17 protein-coding genes and 2 pseudogenes are annotated in these 21,982 nt (G+C 66.4%); 9 read left to right on the top strand and 10 right to left on the bottom strand.

Going from position 1 to position 21,982, the window contains the following annotated elements:
* Window positions 1-54: 54 nt before the first annotated feature.
* Complete coding sequence (locus ACFQDH_RS00095; protein ID WP_382397322.1) at window positions 55-663, bottom strand: hypothetical protein; 609 nt, start codon at window positions 661-663, stop codon at window positions 55-57.
* A gap of 97 nt (window positions 664-760) precedes the next feature.
* Here ACFQDH_RS00095 and ACFQDH_RS00090 point away from each other — a divergent pair, with 97 nt between their 5' ends.
* Window positions 761-1,615, top strand: coding sequence for an alpha/beta fold hydrolase (locus tag ACFQDH_RS00090; protein WP_382397320.1), 855 nt, complete (start codon window positions 761-763; stop codon window positions 1,613-1,615).
* Window positions 1,616-1,642: 27 nt separating this feature from the next.
* Here ACFQDH_RS00090 and ACFQDH_RS00085 read toward each other — a convergent pair whose 3' ends face one another.
* Window positions 1,643-2,161, bottom strand: a complete 519-nt coding sequence (locus ACFQDH_RS00085) for a ferritin (RefSeq protein WP_382397318.1) — start codon at window positions 2,159-2,161, stop codon at window positions 1,643-1,645.
* Between the two features lie 122 nt (window positions 2,162-2,283).
* Window positions 2,284-2,577 (bottom strand): GNAT family N-acetyltransferase, encoded by a 294-nt coding sequence (locus ACFQDH_RS00080; RefSeq protein ID WP_382397316.1) that lies wholly within the window; start codon window positions 2,575-2,577, stop codon window positions 2,284-2,286.
* Window positions 2,578-2,689: 112 nt separating this feature from the next.
* Between ACFQDH_RS00080 and ACFQDH_RS00075 the strand changes: the two genes are divergently transcribed.
* The 4 genes and pseudogenes from ACFQDH_RS00075 (at window position 2,690) to ACFQDH_RS00060 (ending at window position 8,776) form a co-directional block, all read left to right on the top strand.
* Window positions 2,690-3,649, top strand: coding sequence for a prenyltransferase/squalene oxidase repeat-containing protein (locus tag ACFQDH_RS00075; RefSeq protein WP_382397314.1), 960 nt, complete (start codon window positions 2,690-2,692; stop codon window positions 3,647-3,649).
* 118 nt (window positions 3,650-3,767) lie between these two features.
* Window positions 3,768-6,235, top strand: a pseudogene (uvrA, locus tag ACFQDH_RS00070) (excinuclease ABC subunit UvrA).
* Window positions 6,236-6,502: 267 nt separating this feature from the next.
* Entirely contained in the window at window positions 6,503-8,440 is a 1,938-nt protein-coding gene (locus tag ACFQDH_RS00065) for a C1 family peptidase (RefSeq protein ID WP_382397312.1), read from the top strand.
* A 3-nt stretch (window positions 8,441-8,443) separates the two neighbouring features.
* Complete coding sequence (locus ACFQDH_RS00060; RefSeq protein WP_382397310.1) at window positions 8,444-8,776, top strand: protease inhibitor I42 family protein; 333 nt, start codon at window positions 8,444-8,446, stop codon at window positions 8,774-8,776.
* A 6-nt stretch (window positions 8,777-8,782) separates the two neighbouring features.
* Here the strand turns inward: ACFQDH_RS00060 and msrA are convergent, their stop codons facing one another.
* From msrA to ACFQDH_RS00035, 5 genes and pseudogenes are all read right to left on the bottom strand, one after another.
* Window positions 8,783-9,487, bottom strand: a complete 705-nt coding sequence (gene msrA, locus ACFQDH_RS00055) for a peptide-methionine (S)-S-oxide reductase MsrA (RefSeq protein WP_382397308.1) — start codon at window positions 9,485-9,487, stop codon at window positions 8,783-8,785.
* Between the two features lie 39 nt (window positions 9,488-9,526).
* Entirely contained in the window at window positions 9,527-10,000 is a 474-nt protein-coding gene (locus tag ACFQDH_RS00050) for a lamin tail domain-containing protein (RefSeq protein ID WP_382397306.1), read from the bottom strand.
* Between the two features lie 81 nt (window positions 10,001-10,081).
* Window positions 10,082-11,317, bottom strand: coding sequence for an NAD(P)/FAD-dependent oxidoreductase (locus ACFQDH_RS00045; RefSeq protein WP_382397304.1), 1,236 nt, complete (start codon window positions 11,315-11,317; stop codon window positions 10,082-10,084).
* Window positions 11,310-12,456, bottom strand: a pseudogene (gene tal, locus ACFQDH_RS00040) (transaldolase). The gene ACFQDH_RS00045 and the pseudogene tal overlap by 8 nt, the downstream one beginning before the upstream one ends.
* Window positions 12,453-12,941: a hypothetical protein gene (locus tag ACFQDH_RS00035; RefSeq protein ID WP_382397302.1), complete on the bottom strand. Its 489-nt coding sequence runs from the start codon at window positions 12,939-12,941 to the stop codon at window positions 12,453-12,455. The pseudogene tal and the gene ACFQDH_RS00035 overlap by 4 nt, the downstream one beginning before the upstream one ends.
* Window positions 12,942-13,076: 135 nt before the next feature.
* Between ACFQDH_RS00035 and ACFQDH_RS00030 the strand changes: the two genes are divergently transcribed.
* Window positions 13,077-16,103: a glycine--tRNA ligase gene (locus tag ACFQDH_RS00030; protein ID WP_382397300.1), complete on the top strand. Its 3,027-nt coding sequence runs from the start codon at window positions 13,077-13,079 to the stop codon at window positions 16,101-16,103.
* A gap of 10 nt (window positions 16,104-16,113) precedes the next feature.
* Here the strand turns inward: ACFQDH_RS00030 and ACFQDH_RS00025 are convergent, their stop codons facing one another.
* Window positions 16,114-17,883 (bottom strand): alpha-amylase family glycosyl hydrolase, encoded by a 1,770-nt coding sequence (locus ACFQDH_RS00025; RefSeq protein ID WP_382397298.1) that lies wholly within the window; start codon window positions 17,881-17,883, stop codon window positions 16,114-16,116.
* 42 nt (window positions 17,884-17,925) lie between these two features.
* Here ACFQDH_RS00025 and ACFQDH_RS00020 point away from each other — a divergent pair, with 42 nt between their 5' ends.
* The 3 genes from ACFQDH_RS00020 (at window position 17,926) to ACFQDH_RS00010 (ending at window position 21,360) form a co-directional block, all read left to right on the top strand.
* Window positions 17,926-19,101 carry a cystathionine gamma-synthase gene (locus tag ACFQDH_RS00020; RefSeq protein ID WP_382397296.1) on the top strand — a complete coding sequence of 392 codons (1,176 nt, stop codon included), beginning with the start codon at window positions 17,926-17,928 and terminating at the stop codon, window positions 19,099-19,101.
* Window positions 19,102-19,335: 234 nt separating this feature from the next.
* Complete coding sequence (locus ACFQDH_RS00015; RefSeq protein WP_382397294.1) at window positions 19,336-20,319, top strand: ATP-binding cassette domain-containing protein; 984 nt, start codon at window positions 19,336-19,338, stop codon at window positions 20,317-20,319.
* 138 nt (window positions 20,320-20,457) lie between these two features.
* On the top strand, window positions 20,458-21,360 hold the full coding sequence (locus ACFQDH_RS00010) for an ABC transporter permease (protein ID WP_382397292.1): 903 nt from the start codon (window positions 20,458-20,460) through the stop codon (window positions 21,358-21,360).
* A gap of 81 nt (window positions 21,361-21,441) precedes the next feature.
* On the opposite strand, the gene greA is transcribed toward ACFQDH_RS00010, so the two are convergent.
* On the bottom strand, window positions 21,442-21,933 hold the full coding sequence (gene greA, locus ACFQDH_RS00005) for a transcription elongation factor GreA (protein ID WP_382397290.1): 492 nt from the start codon (window positions 21,931-21,933) through the stop codon (window positions 21,442-21,444).
* Between the last annotated feature and the right edge of the window lie 49 nt (window positions 21,934-21,982).

Below are 21,982 nucleotides of genomic sequence, written 5' to 3'. Positions count from 1 at the left end.
CCAGGGTCTCGATACGCGGCTCGTTCCTCACCGCTACTCGACCACCTTGGTGGCTCATGGCCGGACCGGGATCGTGAGGTCGACGTGCCGGGTGCGGTGTCGCTCGGTCACCTCGAGGCGCAGGGCGCCGCCGGAGAGGTGGCCGTGCCCGGCATACAGGCCGTCCCAGCGCATGATCCGGCCGGCGAGCATCGCAGCTGGCCGCGGCCAGGAGCCCAGGACCACCAGCGTGCTGCCGCTGGCTCGCAGACGGGCGAGCAGCCGGGACACCTCACCGGGAGAGACGTGCTCCGGGGGCGCGGCGACGACCAGCGCGGTGACTTCGACCAGCGCCGCGATCACCGAGGTCCAGTCGTCGGGAGAGACCTGAGGGACCAGCGCCAGCCGCTCGAGCCAGACCCCCCACTCGACAGCGGCTTCGATGCCCAGGTCGGGCAGTCCGACGACACCGCACCACGAGCCCGCCATCGAGGGGCCGGCGAGCAGGGCGAGAGCCGCACTCATCGAGCCGTGCAGGGTGTAGACCCCGCCGGCACGCAGCCCGCGGGGGAACAACTCGGCGAGAGCCGGGAGCACCGGGACGCTGTCTGCTGCGGGGGACGTCTCGTGACGCTGCAGCAGCTCGTGCAACTCGGCAACCCGGGTCGCGGTGGTGGTGGTCATGACATCCATGATCGAACAGGTGTTCGACAAAGTCAATCGGGTGCACGACGTCTGATGCGGTGGCCGGCGATGTCGGCCGAACCGACATAATCGCCTGGTGATCGCTTCCGCCGCCTGGCGCACCCTGGCACGTGGCCTGGTCGAGCTGGCGTATGCCGAGACCGGCGCCGGCGATCACCCGGTGATCCTGCTGCACGGCTTGGCCGGCACTGCCCAGGAGTGGTCGGCGACACTACGTGCGCTCGGTGACACCCATCGAATCGTTGCACTGGAGCAACGCGGTCACGGGCACTCGACGCGTATGCCGCAGGACGTGACCCGGGCGGCATACGTCGCCGACGTGGTGGCGCTGATCGAGCAACTCGGCGGTGGACCCGCGACCCTCGTCGGGCAGTCGATGGGCGGTCATACGGCGATGCTCGTAGCAGCCGAAAAACCGCACTTGGTAAGGCAATTGGTGATGGTCGAAGCCGGTGTCGGTGGTGGTGGTGATGCTGCCACCGCACCGGTTGAGCAATGGCTGCGCAGTTGGCCGGCGCGCTTCCCGGACCGGGATGCCTTCATTGACTTCTTCATGAGTGCCGACCGAGGAGCGGCAAGAAGCACCGGAACCGCGATGGCCGGCGAGGCGTGGGCGGACGGCCTGCAATTCGACGCGGGCGGCCTGGTCCCGTGCTGGGACGCGGACGTGCTGATCGAGGCGCTGCGTGCCGTGCACGTCTTGCCCCGGTGGCGGGCATGGGAGTCCGTGAGCGTCCCGACACATCTGGTGGTGGCCGAGCACAGCGTCATACCGACCGAGCAGGTGGAGCGGATGCGCCGCGGTGCGCACGTCGAGCGCACCGTGATCGCCGATGCCGGACATGACCTGCATCTGGACCAACCGCAGGCGTGGCGGCAGACCCTGGAGCGCGTCCTGAACGCGAGCGGGCCGGTCACCGAAGATCGGTGACCGGCCCACTCGGGGTGCGTCAGTGCGTCAGCCGGCGGTGTTCTCGGTGGTGGCCACCGGGCGCTGGGCAAGCTCGTCATCGAGGCGCAGCAGGCCGGGACCGTCGTCGTTGATCAGCTTGACGCGTCCGACGATCTCGTCGACCGACGACTCCTCTTCGACCTGCTCGCTCAGGAACCACAGCAGCAGCGGACGGGAGTCGAGATCGCCGGCCTTCTCGGTCGCGGCGTAGAGGTCACGGATCGATGCAGAGACCTTCTGCTCGTGCCCGAGCGCCGCCTCGAAGACCGCGAGCACGGTCTTGGCGTTGACCTTCGGGGCGGCGATGGCGCCGATCACCGGGTGGTTGGCGCGATCGCTGAGGTGGTCGATGAACTTGTTGGCGTGGACGATCTCCTCGTCGGCCTGGTGTCGCAACCACGCGGCGATGCCCGGCAGGTCTCGGTCCTCCATCTCGATCGCGAGCTGGCGGTAGACCATCGAGGACTCGAACTCCAGGGTGATCTGGGCGTTGAACTTCTTTTCAAGTGCGGCGCTCATCTTCATGCGACCAAGAGTAGGTGGCTACGGCGTGCGCCACCAGCAAAGTTTGCCTACCCACAGTTGGGAATGCCTCACCTCGTTGAGGATTCGTATGGCGCTCGCGCGGGGTGGCTCAGCACATGAGATCAGCTCTGCTGGACCAACGATTGATAGTCGGGGTGCCGGTCGATCCAGGCCTTGATGAATGGGCACAGCGGTATGACGGAGAGCCCGCCGCGGTCCGTTACGTCGTCGAGTGCATGGCGCGCGATCGCAGAGCCGACGCCTTTACCCTCGAACTTCGGGTCGACCTCGGTGTGCACGAAGGTGATCTGATCCGCGGCGAGCCGGTAGACCGAGAAACCTGCGAGAGCACCACCGATGCGTGCCTCGTAGCGATTCTGGTCGGGATTGTCGGCCACTGTGATGTCGTCACTCATGAGTCCATCTTGAACCTTGTCGGTGGCGGGTCCTAGCGTCAGATCCGTGTTGGGCAGTGATCTCACGTTTCTGAGCCTTGTCCAGCACGAACTTCGTTGAGAGGTGACACGGATGAGTGACGTGGAGAGTTGGCTGCTCGCGGGAGATGCGTCGGTCCGGTGGCAGGTGATGCGTGATCTGACCGACGCTTCGTCCGATGAGGTGACGGCCGAGCGCGCGAGAGTCGCCTCGTCGGGACAGGGGAAGCGACTGCTCGATCTGTATGCCGACGGGGCGTGGGCCGGTGGCGCGTGTTTCCCCGGGTCCGACTGGCGGCCACCGGACGGACCCGTGGGCGATCCCGATGGCCAACCGTGGACCGCGACGCTTCCCACCTTGCGGTTGCTGCGCGAATTCGGTGTGGATCCTCAGGATTCGCGCGTGACTGCCGCAGTCGACGGCGTTCGCACCGGTTGTCGTTGGGAGTATGACGGGTCGGCGTTCTTCGACGGTGAGGTCGAGCCGTGCATCAATGGCGGGACAGTCTCGATCGGCGCCTACTTCGGGCAGAACGTCGACCGGGTCGTGCAGCGCCTGCTCGGTGAGCAACTCGCGGACGGTGGCTGGAACTGCGAGGCGGAGAACGGCTCCACGCGGTCGTCGTTCCACACGACGATCTGTGTGCTGGAGGGCTTGCTCGACTACGAGCGCGCGGGCGGCGATCTCGAGGTGGCGGACGCGCGGCGGCGTGGTGGGGAATATCTGTTGCAGCGCAAGCTCTTTCGACGAGCGAGCACCGGCGAGGTCGCGGATGAGGATTGGCTGCAGTTCTCGTTCCCGACGCAGTGGCACTACGACGTGTTGCGCGGTCTCGACCACTTCCGCGCCATCGGTGGCCCGCCCGATCCACGACTGGCAGACGCCATCGAGCAGGTGCGCTCCAAGCGACAGACGGACGGCAGCTGGCTGCAGGAGAATACCCACCCCGGGCTGATCCACTTCGAGCTCGAGGACGGCGACGGCAAGCCGAGTCGCTGGAACACCCTTCGTGCCTTGCGGGTGTTGCGCTGGACTGACGGGGCGAGTGCCTGATTGCGGTGATCGGTGACTCGCGCCGACTTGAGCGGTCGAAAATCCGCTGACAACGGTTCCAGGAGCACCCGGAGGGGATTCCGTTGTGTTCGACGACGGCAGCAGATAAACAGGGGCAGTGACCGACGACCAACGCGACCACTTCGTCCATGTCCGGGGCGCCAGCGAGCACAACCTCAAGAACGTCGACGTGGACCTGCCTCGGGACGCGATGGTCGCCTTCACCGGCGTCTCGGGCTCCGGCAAGTCCTCCCTGGCCTTCGGCACCCTGTATGCCGAGGCGCAGCGCCGCTACTTCGAGTCGGTGGCGCCATACGCTCGCCGCCTGTTGCAGCAGGTGGGTGCTCCGCACGTGCAGGAGATCACCGGGCTGCCCCCGGCCGTGGCGCTACAGCAGCGCCGCGGTGCCGCCAGCTCGCGCTCGACGGTCGGCACGCTCACCACGTTGTCCAATCTGCTGCGGATGCTCTACTCGCGCGCCGGCACCTACCCCGAGGGCGCGTCGCGACTGGCCGCAGAGGCGTTCTCACCGAACACAGCCGCAGGAGCCTGTCCACGTTGCCACGGGCTGGGTGAGGAGCACGACGTCAGCGAGGAGCTGATGGTGCCGGACCGGTCGTTGACGATTCGGGAGGGGGCGATCGCCGCCTGGCCGGGTGCCTGGCAGGGCGCAAATCTGCGCAGCATCGTGTCGGGGCTGGGCATCGATCTGGACACCCCCTGGAGCAAGTTGCGGGCGAAGGATCGTGAGTGGCTGCTCTTCACCGAGGAGCAGCCGAAGGTGATGATCGAGCCCGAGCCGGGCCGTGTCGACCACGGCTACTACGGCTTGTTCCGCAGCGCCCGCACGCACGTGCACCACGTGCTTGCGAACTCCCAGAGCCAGATGATGCGCGACAAGGTGATGCGTTTCGTCCAGAGCGTGTCCTGCCCGGAATGCGATGGCACGGGGCTGCAGGCGGACTCGCTGGCGGTCACCTTCCGCGGGCAGAACATCGGGCAGCTCAACGCGTTGTCGTTCAGCGAGCTGGTCGCGCTGCTGCGTCCGGTGGCCGAGCTCGAGGAGGCCGCGGCGGCGACGTCGTCGGCCGGCTCGGGGAGGCGACCGAGGTCGCGGTGCGCATCTGCGCCGACCTCGTCGCGCGGGTCCAGGTGTTGCTCGACCTGGGGCTGGGCTATCTCTCGCCGGGACGCAGCTCCACCACGCTCTCACCGGGAGAGGCACAGCGGTTGCGCATCGCGACCCAACTGCGCTCGGGCCTCTTCGGAGTCGTCTACGTGCTTGACGAGCCGTCCGCAGGTCTGCACCCCGCCGACGCCGAGCCGCTGCTGGACGTGCTGGACACCCTGAAGGCCTCGGGCAACTCGCTGTTCGTGGTCGAGCACGATCTCGACGTGGTGCGCCGAGCCGACTGGATCATCGACATCGGCCCGGGCGCAGGCGAGGGCGGTGGCGAGGTGCTCTACTCCGGGCCGGTCGCAGGCCTCGAGCAGGTTGCGGGGTCGGTCACCGGGGACTACATCTTCGGTCGTGCTGAACCCCTCGTCCGCCCGCAGCGCCCACCCCACGGTTGGCTGCATCTGCGCGGAGTGAACCGCCACAACCTGCAGGATCTCTCGGTCGAGATTCCGCTGTGCGTGCTGACGGCCGTGACCGGGGTCTCCGGGTCGGGCAAGTCCACGCTGGTCACGCAGGTGCTCTCCGAGCTGGTGCGCCGCCATCTCGGTCAGGCGCCCGATGACACCGAGGACAGCGACTTCGAGGTCGACGTCGACGACGCCACCGGACTCGAGTCCTTCGACCGGCTCGTGCGGGTGGACCAGCGGCCGATCGGGCGCACGCCACGTTCCAACCTGGCCACCTACACGGGGCTGTTCGATGCCGTGCGCAAGCTGTATGCCGCCACGCCGGAAGCTCGTAGCCGCGGGTATGGCGCGGGTCGCTTCTCCTTCAACGTGGCCGAGGGCCGCTGCGAGACCTGCCAGGGGGAGGGGTTCGTCTCGGTGGAGCTGCTCTTCCTGCCCGGCACCTACGCGCCCTGCCCGGCCTGCCACGGTGCGCGCTACAACGCGGAGACCCTCGAGATCGACTACCGCGGCAGGACCATCGCGGACGTGCTTTCCCTGTCCGTTGACGAGGCTGCGGAATTCCTGAGCGACGTGCCGGCTGCCGCGCGCAGCCTGACCACGTTGCGGGAGGTCGGCCTGGGCTACCTGCGGCTGGGGCAGCCGGCGACCGAGCTCAGCGGCGGAGAGGCGCAGCGGATCAAACTCGCGACCGAGCTGCAGCGAGCCCGTCGCGGGCACGCGCTCTACCTGCTCGACGAGCCCACCTCCGGGCTGCACCCCTCCGACATCGCACTGCTGGTCCGCCAGCTGCACCGGTTGGTGGATGCCGGCAACACCGTGGTGCTGGTCGAGCACGACCTCGACACGATCGCCAGCGCCGACTGGGTCATCGACCTCGGTCCAGGGGGTGGTGACCAGGGTGGTCGGGTCATCGCGACCGGCACGCCCGAGACGGTTGCCCGGGCGAAAGGAAGTGCCACGGCGCCCTACCTGGCCAAGCATCTCGCGGCGGGCTGACGTCGCTGCCCGTGGTTGAGGCTCAGCTGTCCGACGCGGCCGCCGAGCAGACCGTGCTGAACGCGTACCTCGGCATCGTTCTCTTCAAACTCAGGCCAATGCGGAACTGAGTGGAGCGCGCAACGCGTATCAGGTCGCGCCATACGGCCCTCCTGTCAGTGAGAGGTCGATCCGTGGGCTCAGCCAGCAACCGGCCGGCTCTCGCGGCAGCTCGCATCCGCGCGCCGCCGATCCGCTGTTGCGACAGCCAGAATCAGGAGGCCGGCGATGGCCATTGAGCTTTCCCAGTTGCAGGCACGCGTCCGCGAGCTCGAGTTGCCGTGGACACCGGGGGTCACCGCGAACTCCGGACATTCGTTGTTGCAGGCGCAGTCCCGCCTGGGTGCGGTGCCGCCGGCAGGAGTTGCTTCGCTCGAAGAGCGGCAAGCCACCGCGGCTGCGCGGCCACGGGTCGCGGGGGCGCCGGCCGGCGTGCCGGCAACGTTCGACTGGCGGACGAGCGGTGGCAATTACGTCACCCCGATCGAGGACCAGGGCGGCTGCGGTTCATGTGTCGCGTTCGGCGCGATCGCGGCACTGGAGTCGATGGTCCGCATCCGGGCACACAACCCGGGCTTGACCGTCGATCTGTCCGAGGCGCAACTGTTCTTCTGCTACGGCCCGCAGCACGGCGCCGGAGCGTGCCCGGGCGGCGGCTGGTGGCCGGACCAGGCCTACGCCTGTATGGCGGACGGCATCGTCGACGCGACCTGCTTCCCCTACACGGCGGCCAATCAGGCGTGCAACCTCTGCCCCGATTGGCAGACGAGGCTGACGAAGTTCACGTCGAGCACCACTTGCAACTCGATCACCGCCATGAAGCAGTTCATCGCCTCCACCGGGCCGATGACCACCTGCTTCACCGTCTACGAGGACTTCTACTACCACTACGCCGGCGGGGTCTACACCTACAACGCGTCGACGAGCGGCAACGTGATCGGCGGGCACTGCGTGTGCATCGTCGGGTATGACGACGCGCATGGCTGCTGGATCGCGAAGAATTCCTGGGGGACCGGCTGGGGCGAGCAAGGCTTCTTCCGCATCGCCTATGGCAGCGCCGGGATCGATGCGGAGATGTGGGGCATCGACGGAACGATCACGTCTCCGCTGATCCCGCTCACCCAGTCCGGTAAGGCGACAACGCCGATGAGCGTCGTGGCGCGCTACCCGCAACACCTCGACGTGTTCGCAGTCGCGCCGGACGGCAAGACGGTCAGCACCTGGTGGGACGGCTCGTCCGGTTGGGGACGCTGGTTCTGGGTCGGCGGCGGAGTCGCATCGCCGGGCGGAGAAGGGTCGCCGGTGACGTCGGTGTCGCGGTTCCCAGATCACCTCGACCTGTTCACGGTCGGCACCGACAACCGGGTCTACTCGTGCTGGTGGGACGCGTCGTCCGGGTGGGCTTCCTGGTTCGTTATTCCAGGCCTCACCGCGCGACCAGGCTCGAGTGTCGAGGTGGTCAGTCGCTTCAAGGATCACCTCGATCTGTTCACCACCGACAGCTCGGGAAAGACGATGTCGACGTGGTGGGATGCCTCGTCCGGTTGGGCGAACGGCTGGTTCCAGCTCGCAGGGGGCGTCGCGGCGGCCGGTTCGCCGGTCACCGCGGTCTCCCGATTCACCAATCACCTCGACGTTTTCACCGTCGGCACCGACAACCGGGTCTATTCGTGCTGGTGGGACGCATCGTCCGGGTGGTCGAACTGGTTCGCGTTGCCGGGTGTCACCTGCGGCGCGGGCGCCCGGGTCTCGGTGGTTTCTCGGGCCACGGGGAACCTCGACCTGTTCACGACGGACACCTCGGGCCGGATCATGTCGACCTGGTGGAACGACCAGGGCGGTTGGGCGAACAGTTGGTTCCAGGTCAGCGGCGGTGTCGCCTCACCGGGCTCCGATGTCACGGTTCTCGCTCGCTACGCAACGCATCTGGACCTGTTCGTGGTCGGCACCGACAACCGCGTCTACAGCACCTGGTGGGACGGCTCGAGTGGCTGGGCGAACTGGTTCAACGTGTCCGGCGGGGTGAGCACGAGGGGTGGTCAGGTCGCGAGCATCTCGCGCACGCAGAACCACATCGACGTCTTCACCACCGGCACCGACGGCCTGGTCTACAGCACCTGGTGGGACGGGTCGAGCGGGTGGGCCGGCTGGTTCCAGGTGACCTGACCGATGGCCAGCCGCGAGGAGGGGGACGTGGACGTCCCGGAGCAACTGATCCTGCGGGTCGGGCAGTCGATGGCGCTTCGCCTGCCCGGCCTCGGGACCGCCGGTTATCGGTGGGAGTCGCTGGCCGGCTCGGATGTCGTTGAGGCACAGTGGCATCGCGGACTCGAGGGCAGTGGCGGTTCGCAAGCGGCACCGGGGGTGAGCGCACCGGAGACGGTGACGCTCACCGGCCTACGCATCGGGACGACCACGGTCGAGCTGGTGCAGGCTCGACCGTGGGAGGCGCCGGACGCTGCACTGCAGCGACGACGCATCACCGTCGTCGTGGTCGATTAGACCGCGTTACTCCTGCGCGCGCAGCACCGACTCCTGGCTGGGCAGCTGGTCCTGGCGGAGTATGCCGACAGGACAGGTCATGCCGTTCGGGCCGTGATTGCAATAGCCAGCCGGGTTCTTGTGCAGGTACTGCTGGTGGTAGTCCTCGGCGTAGAAGAACGGCCCCGCTTCGGCTGCAGGCCGGATCTCGGTGCTGATCTCACCGAAACCGTTGTCGTGCACTTTTTGGAACGCATCTCGCGTCGCGATCGCGGCCTGTTCCTGCTCCGGCGTCGTCCAATAAATCGCTGAGCGGTACTGGGTGCCGAGGTCGTTGCCCTGCTGATTTGCAGTGGTCGAGTCGTGGTTCTCCCAGAACGCCTTGAGCAGCAGTTCCGGCGAGGTCTTCGCCGGGTCGTAGGCGACCAGCACCGCCTCGGTGTGTCCAGTGCGCCCGGTGCAGGTCTCTTCGTAGGTCGGGTTGGGCGTGTAGCCGCCCATGTAACCGGCCGCCGTCGACACGACGCCCGGCTGCTGCCAGAAGATCCGCTCCGTGCCCCAGAAACAACCCATTGCGACATACAGCAATTGAGTGCCGTCGGGCCACGGTCCCTGCAACGGGCTGCCGAGCACTTCGTGCTTCTCGGGTATGCCGGGCAGCTGCGCCTGGCGACCGGGCAGCGCTTCGTCGGGGGACACCATGGACGTCTTACGGCCGAAGAGGAAACTCATGCTCACCACAACGAAAAGGTGAGCGGAAGCCTTCCCGGGTCAGCAGTTCTTGTAGCCGGTCTTCGCGGCAAGCTGCGCCCTGATCGGCGTGTAGGTGCAGCTGGTGATCTTCGTCGAACCCTTCATCAGGTATGCGGTATCGCCGGTGTTGTTCCACGCCATCGAGCGCAGTCCCCAGTAGAGGTTGGCGGAGGTGTTGGTGCCCCTCCCGGTGTGCACCGTGACCGTCTTGCCCGCGCCGAGACGGAAGGTCTTCGGGAAGCGGTAGACGTGGTAGTTCTTCCGGTCGTGGATCAGGTAGCCGTTCAAGCTGAGCGTCGCCCGGGTGATGTTCTTGACCTGGATGTACTCCCGGTTGAGCCGCGTCGTCGTGTACGGCGTGTCCGACCCGGGCTGGTCGGCGTAGAAGCGGGCAAATTTCAGCGTGGTGGCTGCGTGGGCCGGTGCCGCAAGGGGCACCGTCAGTCCCACGGCAACGGAAACGGCGACAACGGTGGGTGCAAGACGACGCATGAGGATCGATCTTTCGGCGAGGAGGGTTCTACGGCGCGCTCGCCGGGTAAAGAAAGAGTAAAGGAACCCGTCGGCCGATGCTCAGCGATTCGGCAGAAACGACGACAGCGGTACGTCTACATTGGCAAGTCGTGCGGGGTCGACCCGGACGCGACTTGTTAGCAGCGGCTTGATCTCGTCGATGACGTCCCAGACGTTGACGTTCATCGCTGCGGTCAGGTGGTCGTCGCCGTCCATCCAGAACGCGATGAATTCGCGCCTGGGCAGATCGCCACGCACGACGAGGCGGTCCTGCGGTGACGGGTGTCCGACGTACTCCATGCCGAGGTCGTACTGGTCGCTGAAGAAGTATGGAAGATCGGTGAATTCCGTTGTCTCACCGAGCATTGACGCAGCTACCGCGGTCGGTTGGTGCAACGCTGTCGCCCAGTGTTCGACCCGGATGCGACAGCGCAGGAACGGGTGGTCGTGTGCTGCGATGTCTCCCACCGCATAGATGTCGGGGTCGCTGGTGCGCAGCGAGGCATCGACGAGCACGCCACCGTCAACGGCCAGACCGGCGTCCTTCGCCAACTCGACGTTTGGCGCTGCGCCGACACCGATGAGCACTGCGTCGGCCGGCACGATGCTGCCGTCCGCCAGGCTCACGCCGACTGCAGCGCCGTCCTGAGTCTGTATGGCGGTGACGCTGACACCGAGCCGGAGGTCGACTCCGTGCTCCCGGTGCAGCCCGGCAAAGACCGCACCCAGCTCCGGGCCGAGCACGGCCAGGAGAGGCAGCTCGGCCGCTTCCAGCACGGTGACCTGGGTGTCGGCCGTCCGTGCAGCCGCAGCCACTTCCAAACCGATCCAGCCGCCGCCGATGATGACGAGTTGCCTTCCTGCGCCGAAGGATTCGCGGATGACGTCGGCGTCCTGCCTGGTGCGCAAGGTCAACACCCGCTGCGCGTCGGCACCCGGCAGCGGCAACAACCGCGGGGTGGACCCGGTCGCGAGCACGAGCTTGTCGTAGCCGGCGACGTCCCCGCCCTCAGTGCGCACCTCGTGCCGTGCAGGGTCGATCGCGGTGACTCGGGTGCCCAGCTGCAGGTCGATCCGCTCGTCGTCATACCAACTGCGTGGGTGCAGGACGGCTTTGTCGAACGTGCCGGCATCGCCGAGGTAGCCCTTGGACAGCGGCGGCCGTTCGTAGGGAAGCTCGGATTCGGCTGCAAACAGGGTGATTTCACCGGTGAAGCCGCGCTTGCGCAGTGCCTCGACGGTCTTGGCGCCGGCGAGTCCGCCACCGACGACGACGAACTTCTCGGGGTCAGGCATGGTCCACACGTCCTTGGTTGCGTAGGTCGGTCAGGGCGGTGTCGATCTGGCCCTGCAGCGCGCTCCATGCGTCCTGGAATTTCGCCACACCACGGGCCTCGAGAGTGGAGACGACGTCGTCGTAGTCGATGCCGATCGCGGACAGCTGCTCCAGCGTCTGCTGGGCGTCCCGGTACGTGCCGCGGATCGAGTCCTTCGGGACCCTTCCGTGGTCAGCGACCGCTTGCAACGTCGACTCGGGCATGGTGTTGACGGTGTCCGGCGCGACGAGCTCGACGACATACCTCGTGTCGTCGTATGCCGGGTCCTTGGTCGACGTGGATGCCCACAGCGGCCGTTGGGGCCGGGCGCCCGCCGCTGCGAGCGCGGCCCATCGAGCAGACTGCAGCATCTCTTCGTAGCGCTGGTAGGCGAGACGGGCGTTGGCGATCGCCGCCCGGCCGCGCAGCTCCGGTGCGCGCCCATCCCCGAGAGCGTCCAGCCGGGCGTCGATCTCGGCGTCCATCCGGGAGACGAAGAAGGACGCCACGGAGGTGATCACGTGCAGGTCGCGACCGGCTCGCTGCGCCTGCTCCATCCCGTCCAGGAATGCATCAATGACCTGCTGATAACGCTGCAGCGAGAAGATCAGCGTGATGTTGATGCTGATGCCCTCGGCCAGGCAGCGGGTGATTGCAGGCAGGCTCCGCAACGCGGCCGGGATCTTGACGAACAGGTTCGGCCGGTCCACCTGTTGCCACAACTCGCGCGCCTCCGCGATCGTCGCGTCGGTGTCGTCCGCCAGCCGCGGGTCGACTTCGATCGACACCCGCCCGTCGACCCCGTCGGTCGCGTCGAAGACAGGTCGCAACACGTCGCACGCCAACTGCACGTCGCGAGTGGTCATCGCGCGCAATGCCTGGCTCGCCGTGGCATCCGCCGTCGCGAGCTCGGCGAGCTGTTCGCCGTGCCGCGCCGCGGCCGATGGCCGCGGCGAAGATCGACGGATTGGTGGTGACTCCGCTGACCTGCTGGTCGCGGACGAAGTCGGCGAGCCCACCCGAGGCCAGCAGGTCGCGGCTCAGGTCGTCCAGCCAGATGGACACGCCTGCCTCCGTGAGCGCGACGAGCGGCTCGGGATCGGTGTTCGGCAAGCTCATCGAACGGTCTGCCGTGTCGTCGCCGTGACCTGCGTATGACGGGCAAGCGGCCGGTCGTAGACGGACGCCAACAGAGCCAATACCAGCGCGGCGAGCAGCAGACCGAAGTCACGCAATGCGATGTCGTAGAAGCCGGAGAAGGTCAGCAGATTGATGATGATGCCGGCCAGCCAGAGCGCGACGACATAGGTGGCATACCGCGGCTTGAGCGCCACCATGATGCCCGCGAGGATCTCGATCGCGCCGACGACATACATCGCGGTCTGGGCCGAGAACGGCAGTAGGTCCACGATCCAGGAGGCCAGGTAGCCGGGCCAGTCCGGGTTGAGCACCTTCATGAACTTGTCCAGGCCCATCCACAGCGGCAGGACCACGAACCCGATCCGCAGGATCCAGAACGCGGCATACGCGGGCTCCCGACGTGCGCGGTCCAAGACTGACGATCGGACCCCTGATCTGTCGGACGGAGCGGTTGAGGTGTTCATGACGGTTCCCTTCTATCGTGCAAATGTGCTTCTTTTAGAAGACTGCTCCTGGTTCTCCCTTTTGTCAATCAAACTTGTTTATAGAAATTTGGCCGTGACGTGAGTGGATCGCCCCGCGCTCGGTAACCTGTCCCGGTGCTGACCGTGCAAGATGCCCTCATCCGCCTCCAGAAGTTCTGGACCGACCGCGGCTGCATGGTCGTGCAGCCCAACAACACCGAGGTCGGAGCGGGAACCATGAACCCCGCCACCCTGATGCGGGTGCTCGGGCCGGAGCCGTGGCGGGTCGCCTACGTCGAGCCGTCGGTTCGTCCCGACGACAGCCGGTATGGCGAGAACCCCAACCGCCTGCAGACCCACACGCAGTTCCAGGTCGTCCTCAAGCCGGAGCCGGGCAACCCGCAGGAGCTCTACCTCGAGTCGCTCGAGGCGCTCGACATCGACATCCACGCGCACGACATCCGCTTCGTCGAGGACAACTGGGCGCAGCCGGCGATCGGCGCATGGGGTCTCGGCTGGGAGGTCTGGCTGGACGGCATGGAGATCACCCAGTTCACCTACTTCCAGCAGGTGGGCGGGCAGAACCTCGACCCGATCCCCGTCGAGCTGACCTACGGCATCGAGCGCATCATGATGGCGCAGCAGGGTGTCTCGCACTTCAAGGACATGCAATACGCACCTGGCATCACGTATGGCGAGGCCTTCGGCCAGCAGGAGTACGAGATGTCGCGCTACTACCTGGACGACGCCGATGTCGCGGTCAACCAGGAGTTCTTCGACCGCTACGTGGCCGAGGCGACCCGGATGATCGAGCAGCGGCTGCCCGTCCCGGCATACAGCTATGTGCTGAAGTCGTCGCACGCGTTCAACGTGCTCGACGCGCGCGGAGCCATCTCCACCACCGAGCGGGCCAAGGCGTTCTCCACCATGCGCGGGCTGGCGCGGGACGTGTCGCAGCTGTGGGTCGAGCGCCGCAAGGAGCTGGACTTCCCGCTGCTCAAGACCGAGGCACCCAAGGTGCTGGCCGGTGCTGCCGTGCGGCATCCCGCGGACGACCCGGAGGACGTCGACCTGGCCGCGTTGCCGACCGACGACCAGACGCTGGCCGTCGAGATCGGTGTCGAGGAGTTGCCGCCGCACGTGGTCGATCAAGCCATCGATTTCGTCCGCACGTCGCTCACCGAGCGCTTCGGCGCGAGCCGGCTGACGCACGGCGCCATCGACGTCGTCGGCACCCCGCGACGCATCGTCGCGACCGTCGCCGGCCTGGCCGCGCACGAGCCCGACGCAGAGAGCTTGCGCAAGGGACCCAAGGTTGCCGCTGCGTATGACGAGAACGGCGAACCCACAAAGGCCGCACAGGGATTCGCGCGTGGACAGAAGGTCGACCCGAGCGAGTTGGTGCGTGCTGAATTCGACGGTGCCGAGCACGTCGCGGTGAAAATCACCGAACAGGGCCGCGATGTGCTGGCCGTGGCCGGCGAGATCATCGGCGGCATCGTCGACGCACTGCGCGCCGACAAGAACATGCGCTGGGACGACCCGCAACTGTCCTACAGCCGTCCGGTCCGTTGGATCGTTGCGCTGTGGGGCAACGTGGTCGTGCCGGTGCACGCGTCCGAGCTGACCTCGGGTCGCACCACCTACGTGCATCGCACCGATGCGACGCCGCTGGTCCGGGTCGATTCCGCCGACCAGTTGCGCAACGTACTGGAGACACATGGGCTGGTCATCGACCCGGCGGCGCGTCGCCAGCAGGTCATCGACCAGTCGCGTGCGCTCGCCGAATGCGTCGGCGGGACAATCGATTTCGAGGGTGAGTCGGCGCTGGTCGACGAGATCACCAACCTCGTCGAGCAGCCACACGCCATACTCGGTGGTTACAGCGAGAAGCACCTCGAGCTGCCGGAGCAGATCCTGACGACGGTGATGCGCAAGCACCAGCGCTACCTGCCGGTGCGGGATTCCAGTGGCGCATTGTTGCCCTACTTCGTCACGGTTGCCAACGGTGATTGCGACGACGAGCTGGTCAAGCTCGGCAACGAGACCGTGCTGCGGGCGCGCTACGAGGATGCGGCGTTCTTCTATGACGCGGACCTGAAGCAGCCGCTGGCCGACCTGCGGTCGGGCATCGGCAAGCTGACCTTCGAGAACCGCCTCGGCTCGGTGGCCGACCGCGCCGACCGGATCAATGACGTTGCGCGCGAAATCGCCTCACAGCTAGAGCTTTCCGCCGAAGACGAGAAGACCCTCGCCCGTGCCGGTGAGCTGGCGAAGTTCGACCTGTCGTCGCAGATGGTGATCGAGCTGTCGTCGCTGGCCGGCTTCATGGCCAGGGACTACGCGACCAAGGCGGGGGAGACCCCGCAAGTCGCACAGGCCCTCTGGGAGATGGAGCTGCCCCGCTCGGCCGGCGACGCGCTGCCCGAGTCGTTGCCCGGCGCAGTGCTGGCGCTCGCCGACCGCTTCGACCTGCTCGCTGCGATGTTCGCCATCGGCGCCAAGCCATCTGGCTCGTCGGATCCCTTCGCGTTGCGTCGCGCGGCACTCGGCTTGGTCTCCATCCTGCGTGGTCACCGCGAGCTCGGTGCCATCACCGTCGACGCCGGCCTTTCGGCTGCGGCGACTCGATTGCGGCAGCAGGGCATCGAAGTTTCCGACGAATCCATCGCAGCAGCAAAGGAATTCATCGTCGGTCGCTTTGCGCAGCAGTTGCGCGACGAAGGTGTGCCGGTCGGCCTGGTTTCCGCGGTCACGCCGTTGGCCGAGGCCCCTGGTGTTGCCACGCAGGCACTCGCCGACATCGACGCAGCGCGCAAGGACGACCGCTTCGAGGCCCTGGTCGAGGCGGTGCAGCGCATCACCCGCATCGTGCCGGTCGGCACGGCTGCGTCATACGACCGGGCGCTGTTGGCCGGTGATGCCGAGAAGGCGCTCGTCACGTATGTCGATGAGCTGCCCAATCACGCGAACGACGCTCTGCGGCAATGGATCCCGGATGCGTTGCCGTTGGTTGCGCCGCTGGCGAAGTTCTTCGACGACGTCATGCTGATGGCGGACGATGAAGTGCTGCGCGCCTCCCGGCTCGGCCTGGTGCAGACGATCGTCGAGCGGGCGCCGCGCGGCATCGACTGGCGGGCGTTGAACTCCGCCCTCGGCTGAGCCCGAGCGCCTACTCGGTGCGGGCGAAGATGAGCGCGGTGTATGGCGGCAACGTCACCTGGGCGATCGCCGCACCGCCGTGATCCTGCGCGTCGGCATCACCGACCCATGTGCCGGTGAAGCTGCTGCTGTAGACCGTGGCGTCGGTGTTGAGGACAAGTTTCCAACGCCCGGCGGATGGGAACTGCACGCCGACGTTCTCGTGCGTGGCGCCACTCAGATTGACCACGACCGTGACGTCGTCACCTGGCCCGCCGTCCATCCATCGGTGGTACGCGATCACCTTGGCGGCCTCGTCGGCGTCGAGCACCGCGACGTGCTGGCCGGACAACCCGCGCGTCGTGTTGTCCGCGTTGCGGCGGAGCCGGATCAGGTCCTGGTGAAGCACCGCGATGCCGTGGAACTCGCCCAGGCCGGACCAGTCGAGAGGCACGTTGTCACGGAACCACTCGTCCTGCAGGAACTCCTGGCCCATGAAGAGCATCGGGATCCCCGGTGAAGTGAGGGTGAGCGCTGCGCCCAGAACCGATGCCTTCTGGGCTCGTGCGCTGGTGGGATCGTTCGGGTCGGCCTCCTGGGGCACGCGGGCATGTCCGTTGGCGACTTCGTCGTGGGACTCCGTGTAAATGACGCGGTCGAACGCGTCGCCATACGACCAGGTGACGGCGTCGGCGACCGACGCCATCGAGCGTGCGGCATCATCTGCGGGGATGATCGCGTCCCGTATCGGATGGACGAAGTGGTTGTCCCATTGCGAGTGGAACCCGGCACCGCCCTCCGCGATGGAGGTCACCGTCGGATCGCCGTGCAGGTCCTCCGCGATGGAGACGCAGTCGGGGAAGTCGCGGCGGATCTCGTCGTTGATCTCGCGGCACATGACGCGTCCTTCGGGGATGTTCTCCACGGTCGCGTCGACACTGCGGATGTATGGCGTCATGTCCCACCGCAAGCCGTCGGCGTGGTAGTTGGCCAGCCACATGCGCGCGTTGTCGGCGATGAACTGGCGCACCTCATGACGGCCGTAGTCCGGTCGGGTGTCGCCCCACGGTGTCGTCGACCGCCAGTCCTCGAAGAAGTAGATGCCGCCCTTGTCGTTCTCGCTCCAGCCGTCGAACTGCCACATGTCGAGGTCGGAGGGGCCGAAGTGGTTGTAGACCACGTCGATGATCACGGCGATCCCGTGCTCGTGGGCGGCCTTGACGAGTCGCTTGAGTGCGTCGGGCCCGCCATACGCTGACTCGACCGCGAACACGTGAGCGGGGTTGTACCCCCATGAATAGTCGCCTGCGAACTCCATCAGGGGCATCAGCTGAATCGCGTTGATGCCCAACGACTTCAGGTAATCGAGCTTCGTGGCAACCTCGCCGAGTCGGCCGACGCCCTGGCCGTCGGTGACGAACGATCCGACATGCGTCTCGTAGATCACGAGCTCATTCATCGGTGGGCACCGGAAGCTGTCGTCGCCCCACTCGAAGGTGCTGTCGGCATAGATGATCCCGTTGCCGACCGAGTTCGTGCACTGGCGTGCGTAGGGGTCGATCCGTTGGGACATCTTGCCGCCACTGCTGATCGCGAACTTGTACTCGTGCCCAGGTGCCGCGTCGGCGACGTCTGCACTCCAAACATCACCGTCACGGGTGAGCGGACTCGTTGCGTCGTTCCAGTCGTTGAAGTCACCGACCACGGAGACAGACTCGGCGTGCGGAGCCCACACTCCGAATCGGGTTCCTCCATCGTGCGGGTGGGCACCGAGCCCACGGAAGTCGACATCACTCGTCATGACCGTCACGATGCCAGATCGACGTGACCGTAGGGTTGGATCATGACGAATGATCAGCACGGCTTCTCCACACGCGCCATCCATGCCGGGCAAGAGCCCGATCCCCGCACCGGCGCCGTCGTTCCCGCGATTTACCAGACCTCCACCTACAAGCAGGACGGTGTCGGCGGACTGCGGGACGGCTACGAATACTCCCGTTCGGGCAACCCCACGCGCACCGCGTTGGAGGAGTGCATCGCCGCATTGGAAGGCGGGGCAAAGGGATTCGCGTTCTCGTCCGGCCTGGCCGCCGAGGACTGCGTCATGCGCGCGATCCTGCGACCGGGCGAGCACATGATCATTCCCACCGACGCGTATGGCGGCACGTTCCGTCTCGTCGACAAGGTGCAGAAGGTGTGGGGCGTCGACTACAGCCTGGCGAAGGTGTCGCAGGCGGACTCCATACGCGGTGAGATTCGTCCGGGCGTCACAAAGCTGGTCTGGCTGGAGACGCCGACCAACCCACTGCTCGGCATCGCCGACATCGCGGCGATCGCCCAGATCGCCCACGAGGCGGGCGCGCTGCTCGCGGTTGACAACACGTTCGCGTCGGCATACCTGCAGCAGCCACTCAGCCTCGGTGCGGACATCGTCATGCACTCGACGACGAAGTACTCCGGTGGGCACAGCGACGTCGTTGGTGGCGCGGTCGTGGTGGCCGAAAACATTGGTGTCAAAGAGTTCTCGGACGCTGCCGAGCGCGTCGACTTCCACCAGAACTCGATGGGTGCGATCGCCGGGCCGTTCGACTCGTGGCTCGTGCTGCGTGGCCTGAAGACGCTCGCCGTCCGCATGGAGCGACACTGCGACAACGCCGAGAAGGTCGTCGAATATTTGCGCGGCCGCAAGGACGTCACGCACATCTACTACCCGGGCCTGGACAGTCATCCGGGGCACGACATCGCGGCGAAGCAGATGCGCCGGTTCGGTGGCATGGTCAGCTTCCAGCTCGACGGCGGCGAGCAGCATGCCGTTGACGCGATCGGTCGCACCAAGATCTGGACGCTGGGCGAGTCGCTCGGTGGCGTCGAGTCGCTCATCGAGCACCCCGGTCGTATGACGCACGCCAGCGTCGCCGGCACGGAGCTCGAGGTGCCGAACGACCTCATCCGGCTGTCGGTCGGCATCGAGGACCCGGACGACCTGATCGCCGACCTCGCGCAAGCCCTCGACGGATGACCCTCATCTGATCGAGAGGACCCCTTCTGAACGAGCGGACCCGCAATCGCCATGATTTGCGGGTCCGCTCGGTGCGTTACGGGTCCGCTCGATCAGAACGGCTATGGCGTTGACGCAACGCACAACGCGATATATCGTCGTCTCGAACTCGCGATATGTCGCGACTAAATGATCGGCCGGATGTCAGTGGTCCGTGAGACCGTTGTTTCGGGTAGTTGGGACGAGGGAGACAAGATGACCGACGCGGTCACAGCCGAGGGGCTGGTCAAGCATTACAAGGACGTGAAGGCGGTCGATGGCGTGAGCCTGCGAGTGCCTGAGGGCAGCGTGCTGGGGGTGCTCGGGCCCAATGGTGCGGGCAAGACGACGACCGTGCGGATGCTCACCACGCTGATCCGCCCAGACGCGGGCGCGGCGACGGTCGCGGGTGCCGATGTGCTGCGCGACCCGCAGGCAGTGCGGCGCCAGATCGGGGTGTCGGGCCAATACGCGGCCGTCGACGAATACCTCACCGGCCGCGAGAACCTCGAGATGATCGGGCGGCTCTACCACCTGTCGTCCAAGGACGCCAAGGCGCGCGCGGCCGAGCTGCTGCGGCAGTTCCGGCTCGACGAGGCGGCGAGCCGACCGGCCAAGACCTACTCCGGCGGCATGCGACGCCGGCTCGACCTCGCAGGTGCGTTGGTCGCCCGGCCTCCGGTGATCTTCCTCGACGAGCCGACTACCGGGCTCGACCCGCGGGGTCGCGGCGACATGTGGGACGTAATCAACACCCTCGTCGGCCAGGGCACCTCGGTTCTGCTGACCACCCAATACCTCGAGGAGGCCGACCGGCTGGCCGACAACATCGTGGTCATCGACCGCGGTCGGATCATCGCCGAAGGCACCGCCGACGAGCTCAAGGCACAGGTCGGCGGCGAGCGGCTCGAGGTCACCGTTGCCGACGGCGAGCGACTGCCCGAGGCCGGTGAGATCATGGCGACGGTCGGTGCCGGGGCGGTCGAGACCGACGCACACACCCGCAGGTTGATCGTGCCGGTCACCGGCGGCACGCAGTCACTCCTGCAAGCGGTCCGCAGCTTCGACGAGAGCTCGATCACCGTGCAGGACATCGGGATTCGTCGACCCACTCTCGATGACGCCTTCCTCAGCCTGACCGGTCACAAGGCAGAGTCCGACGAGGACGACCTCGAAGCGCTCGTGGGGAAGCCGGCATGAGCGAGCGCAGCGAGCGAGCAAACGGGCTCAAGGTGAATGCCGACACCCGAGGAACGAGGGGATCGGCATGAGCGAGCGCAGCGAGCGACCAAACGGGCTCAAGGTGAATGCCGACACCCGAGGAACGAGGGGATCGGCATGAACCCGCCGCTGGAAGCGAAGACCGCGGTGTCGGCATCGCCCGCCACGCGAGAGGAGCCGCGCACTGGCACCCTGATCGGTGATGGACTGACCGTCGCCAAGCGAAACTTGATCAAGATCCGACGGGTGCCGGACCTGCTGATCTTCACCACCTTGCAGCCGATCATGTTCGTGCTGCTCTTCGGTTACGTGTTCGGTTCGCTGGCCGGATCGGGTGCTTCGGTGCAGTCCGGCTATCGCGAGTTCATGATGGCCGGCATTTTCACCCAGACCATAATTTTTGGCGCGACCATCACCGGCTACATGATGGCCGAGGACATGCAGAAGGGCGTGATCGATCGCTTCCGGACGCTGCCGATGCACCCCAGCGCGGTCCTTTTCGGCCGGACGCTGACCGACGTGGTCAACAACATCGTCGTGCTCGTCGTCATGTCGCTGACCGGGCTGCTGATCGGCTGGCGGCTGCACAACGGACCGCTGCATGCCTTGTGGGCCTATGCGCTGATGCTGTTCTTCGCCTACGCCCTGTCGTGGGTGTTCGCTTACATCGGCATGCGGGTGCGCTCGCCGGAGGTCGTCAACAACGCGTCGTTCATGGTCATCTTCCCGGTCACGTTCATCGCCAACACCTTCGTTCCTTCGCAGAACATGCCCTCGATTCTGAAGGCCATCGCCGGCTGGAATCCCGTTTCGACGATCACCCAGTCCGCCCGCCAGAATTTCGGCAACCTCTACTCGATGCAGGCGCCGGGACAGACCCACGCAGACATCGACAAGCAGACGGCATACACCTGGGCGCTGCAGCACCCTGACCTCTACACGCTGATCTGGTCTGTCGTGCTGCTGGCGATCTTCCTGCCGTTCGCGACGGCGGCATACAAGAAGGCTGTCGCCAAGTAGCTCGGGGAGAAAAGAGGGGCTGCCCGCGAAATTGTTTCGCGGGCGGCCCCTCTCATCGTGCGAGGAGTAGAGCCAAACAGCTCAGCTGCTGTAGGGCGTTGCCTCGAGCACCTTGACACCGATCGTCTTGCCGTTGGGCGCATCGTAGGAAACGCTGTCGCCGACCTTGGCGCCGTTGATCGCGGCGCCGAGCGGGGACTTCTCGCTGTAGACGTCCAGGGCGGAGTCGCCGGCGATCTCCCGGCTGCCGAGGAGGAACTTCTCCTTGTCGCCGAACATCTCGACGGTGACGACCATGCCAGGGCTCACAGTGCCCTCGGTCGCGCTGGAGTGGCCGACGACCGCATTGCGCAGCAACTCCTCGAGCTGGCGGATGCGGGCCTCCATCTTGCCCTGCTCCTCCTTGGCGGCGTGGTAGCCGCCATTCTCCTTCAGGTCACCTTCCTGGCGAGCCTCTTCGATCTTGTCGGCGATGTCGGTGCGTCCTTCGCCGGACAGATGGTCGAGTTCGGCCTTGAGGCGGTCGTAGGCTTCCTGGGTCAGGAAGCTGGCTGAAGTCTCAGCAGTGCTCATAACGACATCTCTCCTTAGGTCGATGGACCTGTCAAACCGTTGGTCAAAC

The sequence above is a fragment of the Flexivirga alba genome, from assembly GCF_042661025.1.
GTDB lineage: Bacteria > Actinomycetota > Actinomycetes > Actinomycetales > Dermatophilaceae > Flexivirga > Flexivirga alba.
The sequence above is the reverse complement of the archived record's forward strand: the minus strand, read 5'-3'. Positions and strand labels throughout refer to the sequence as shown.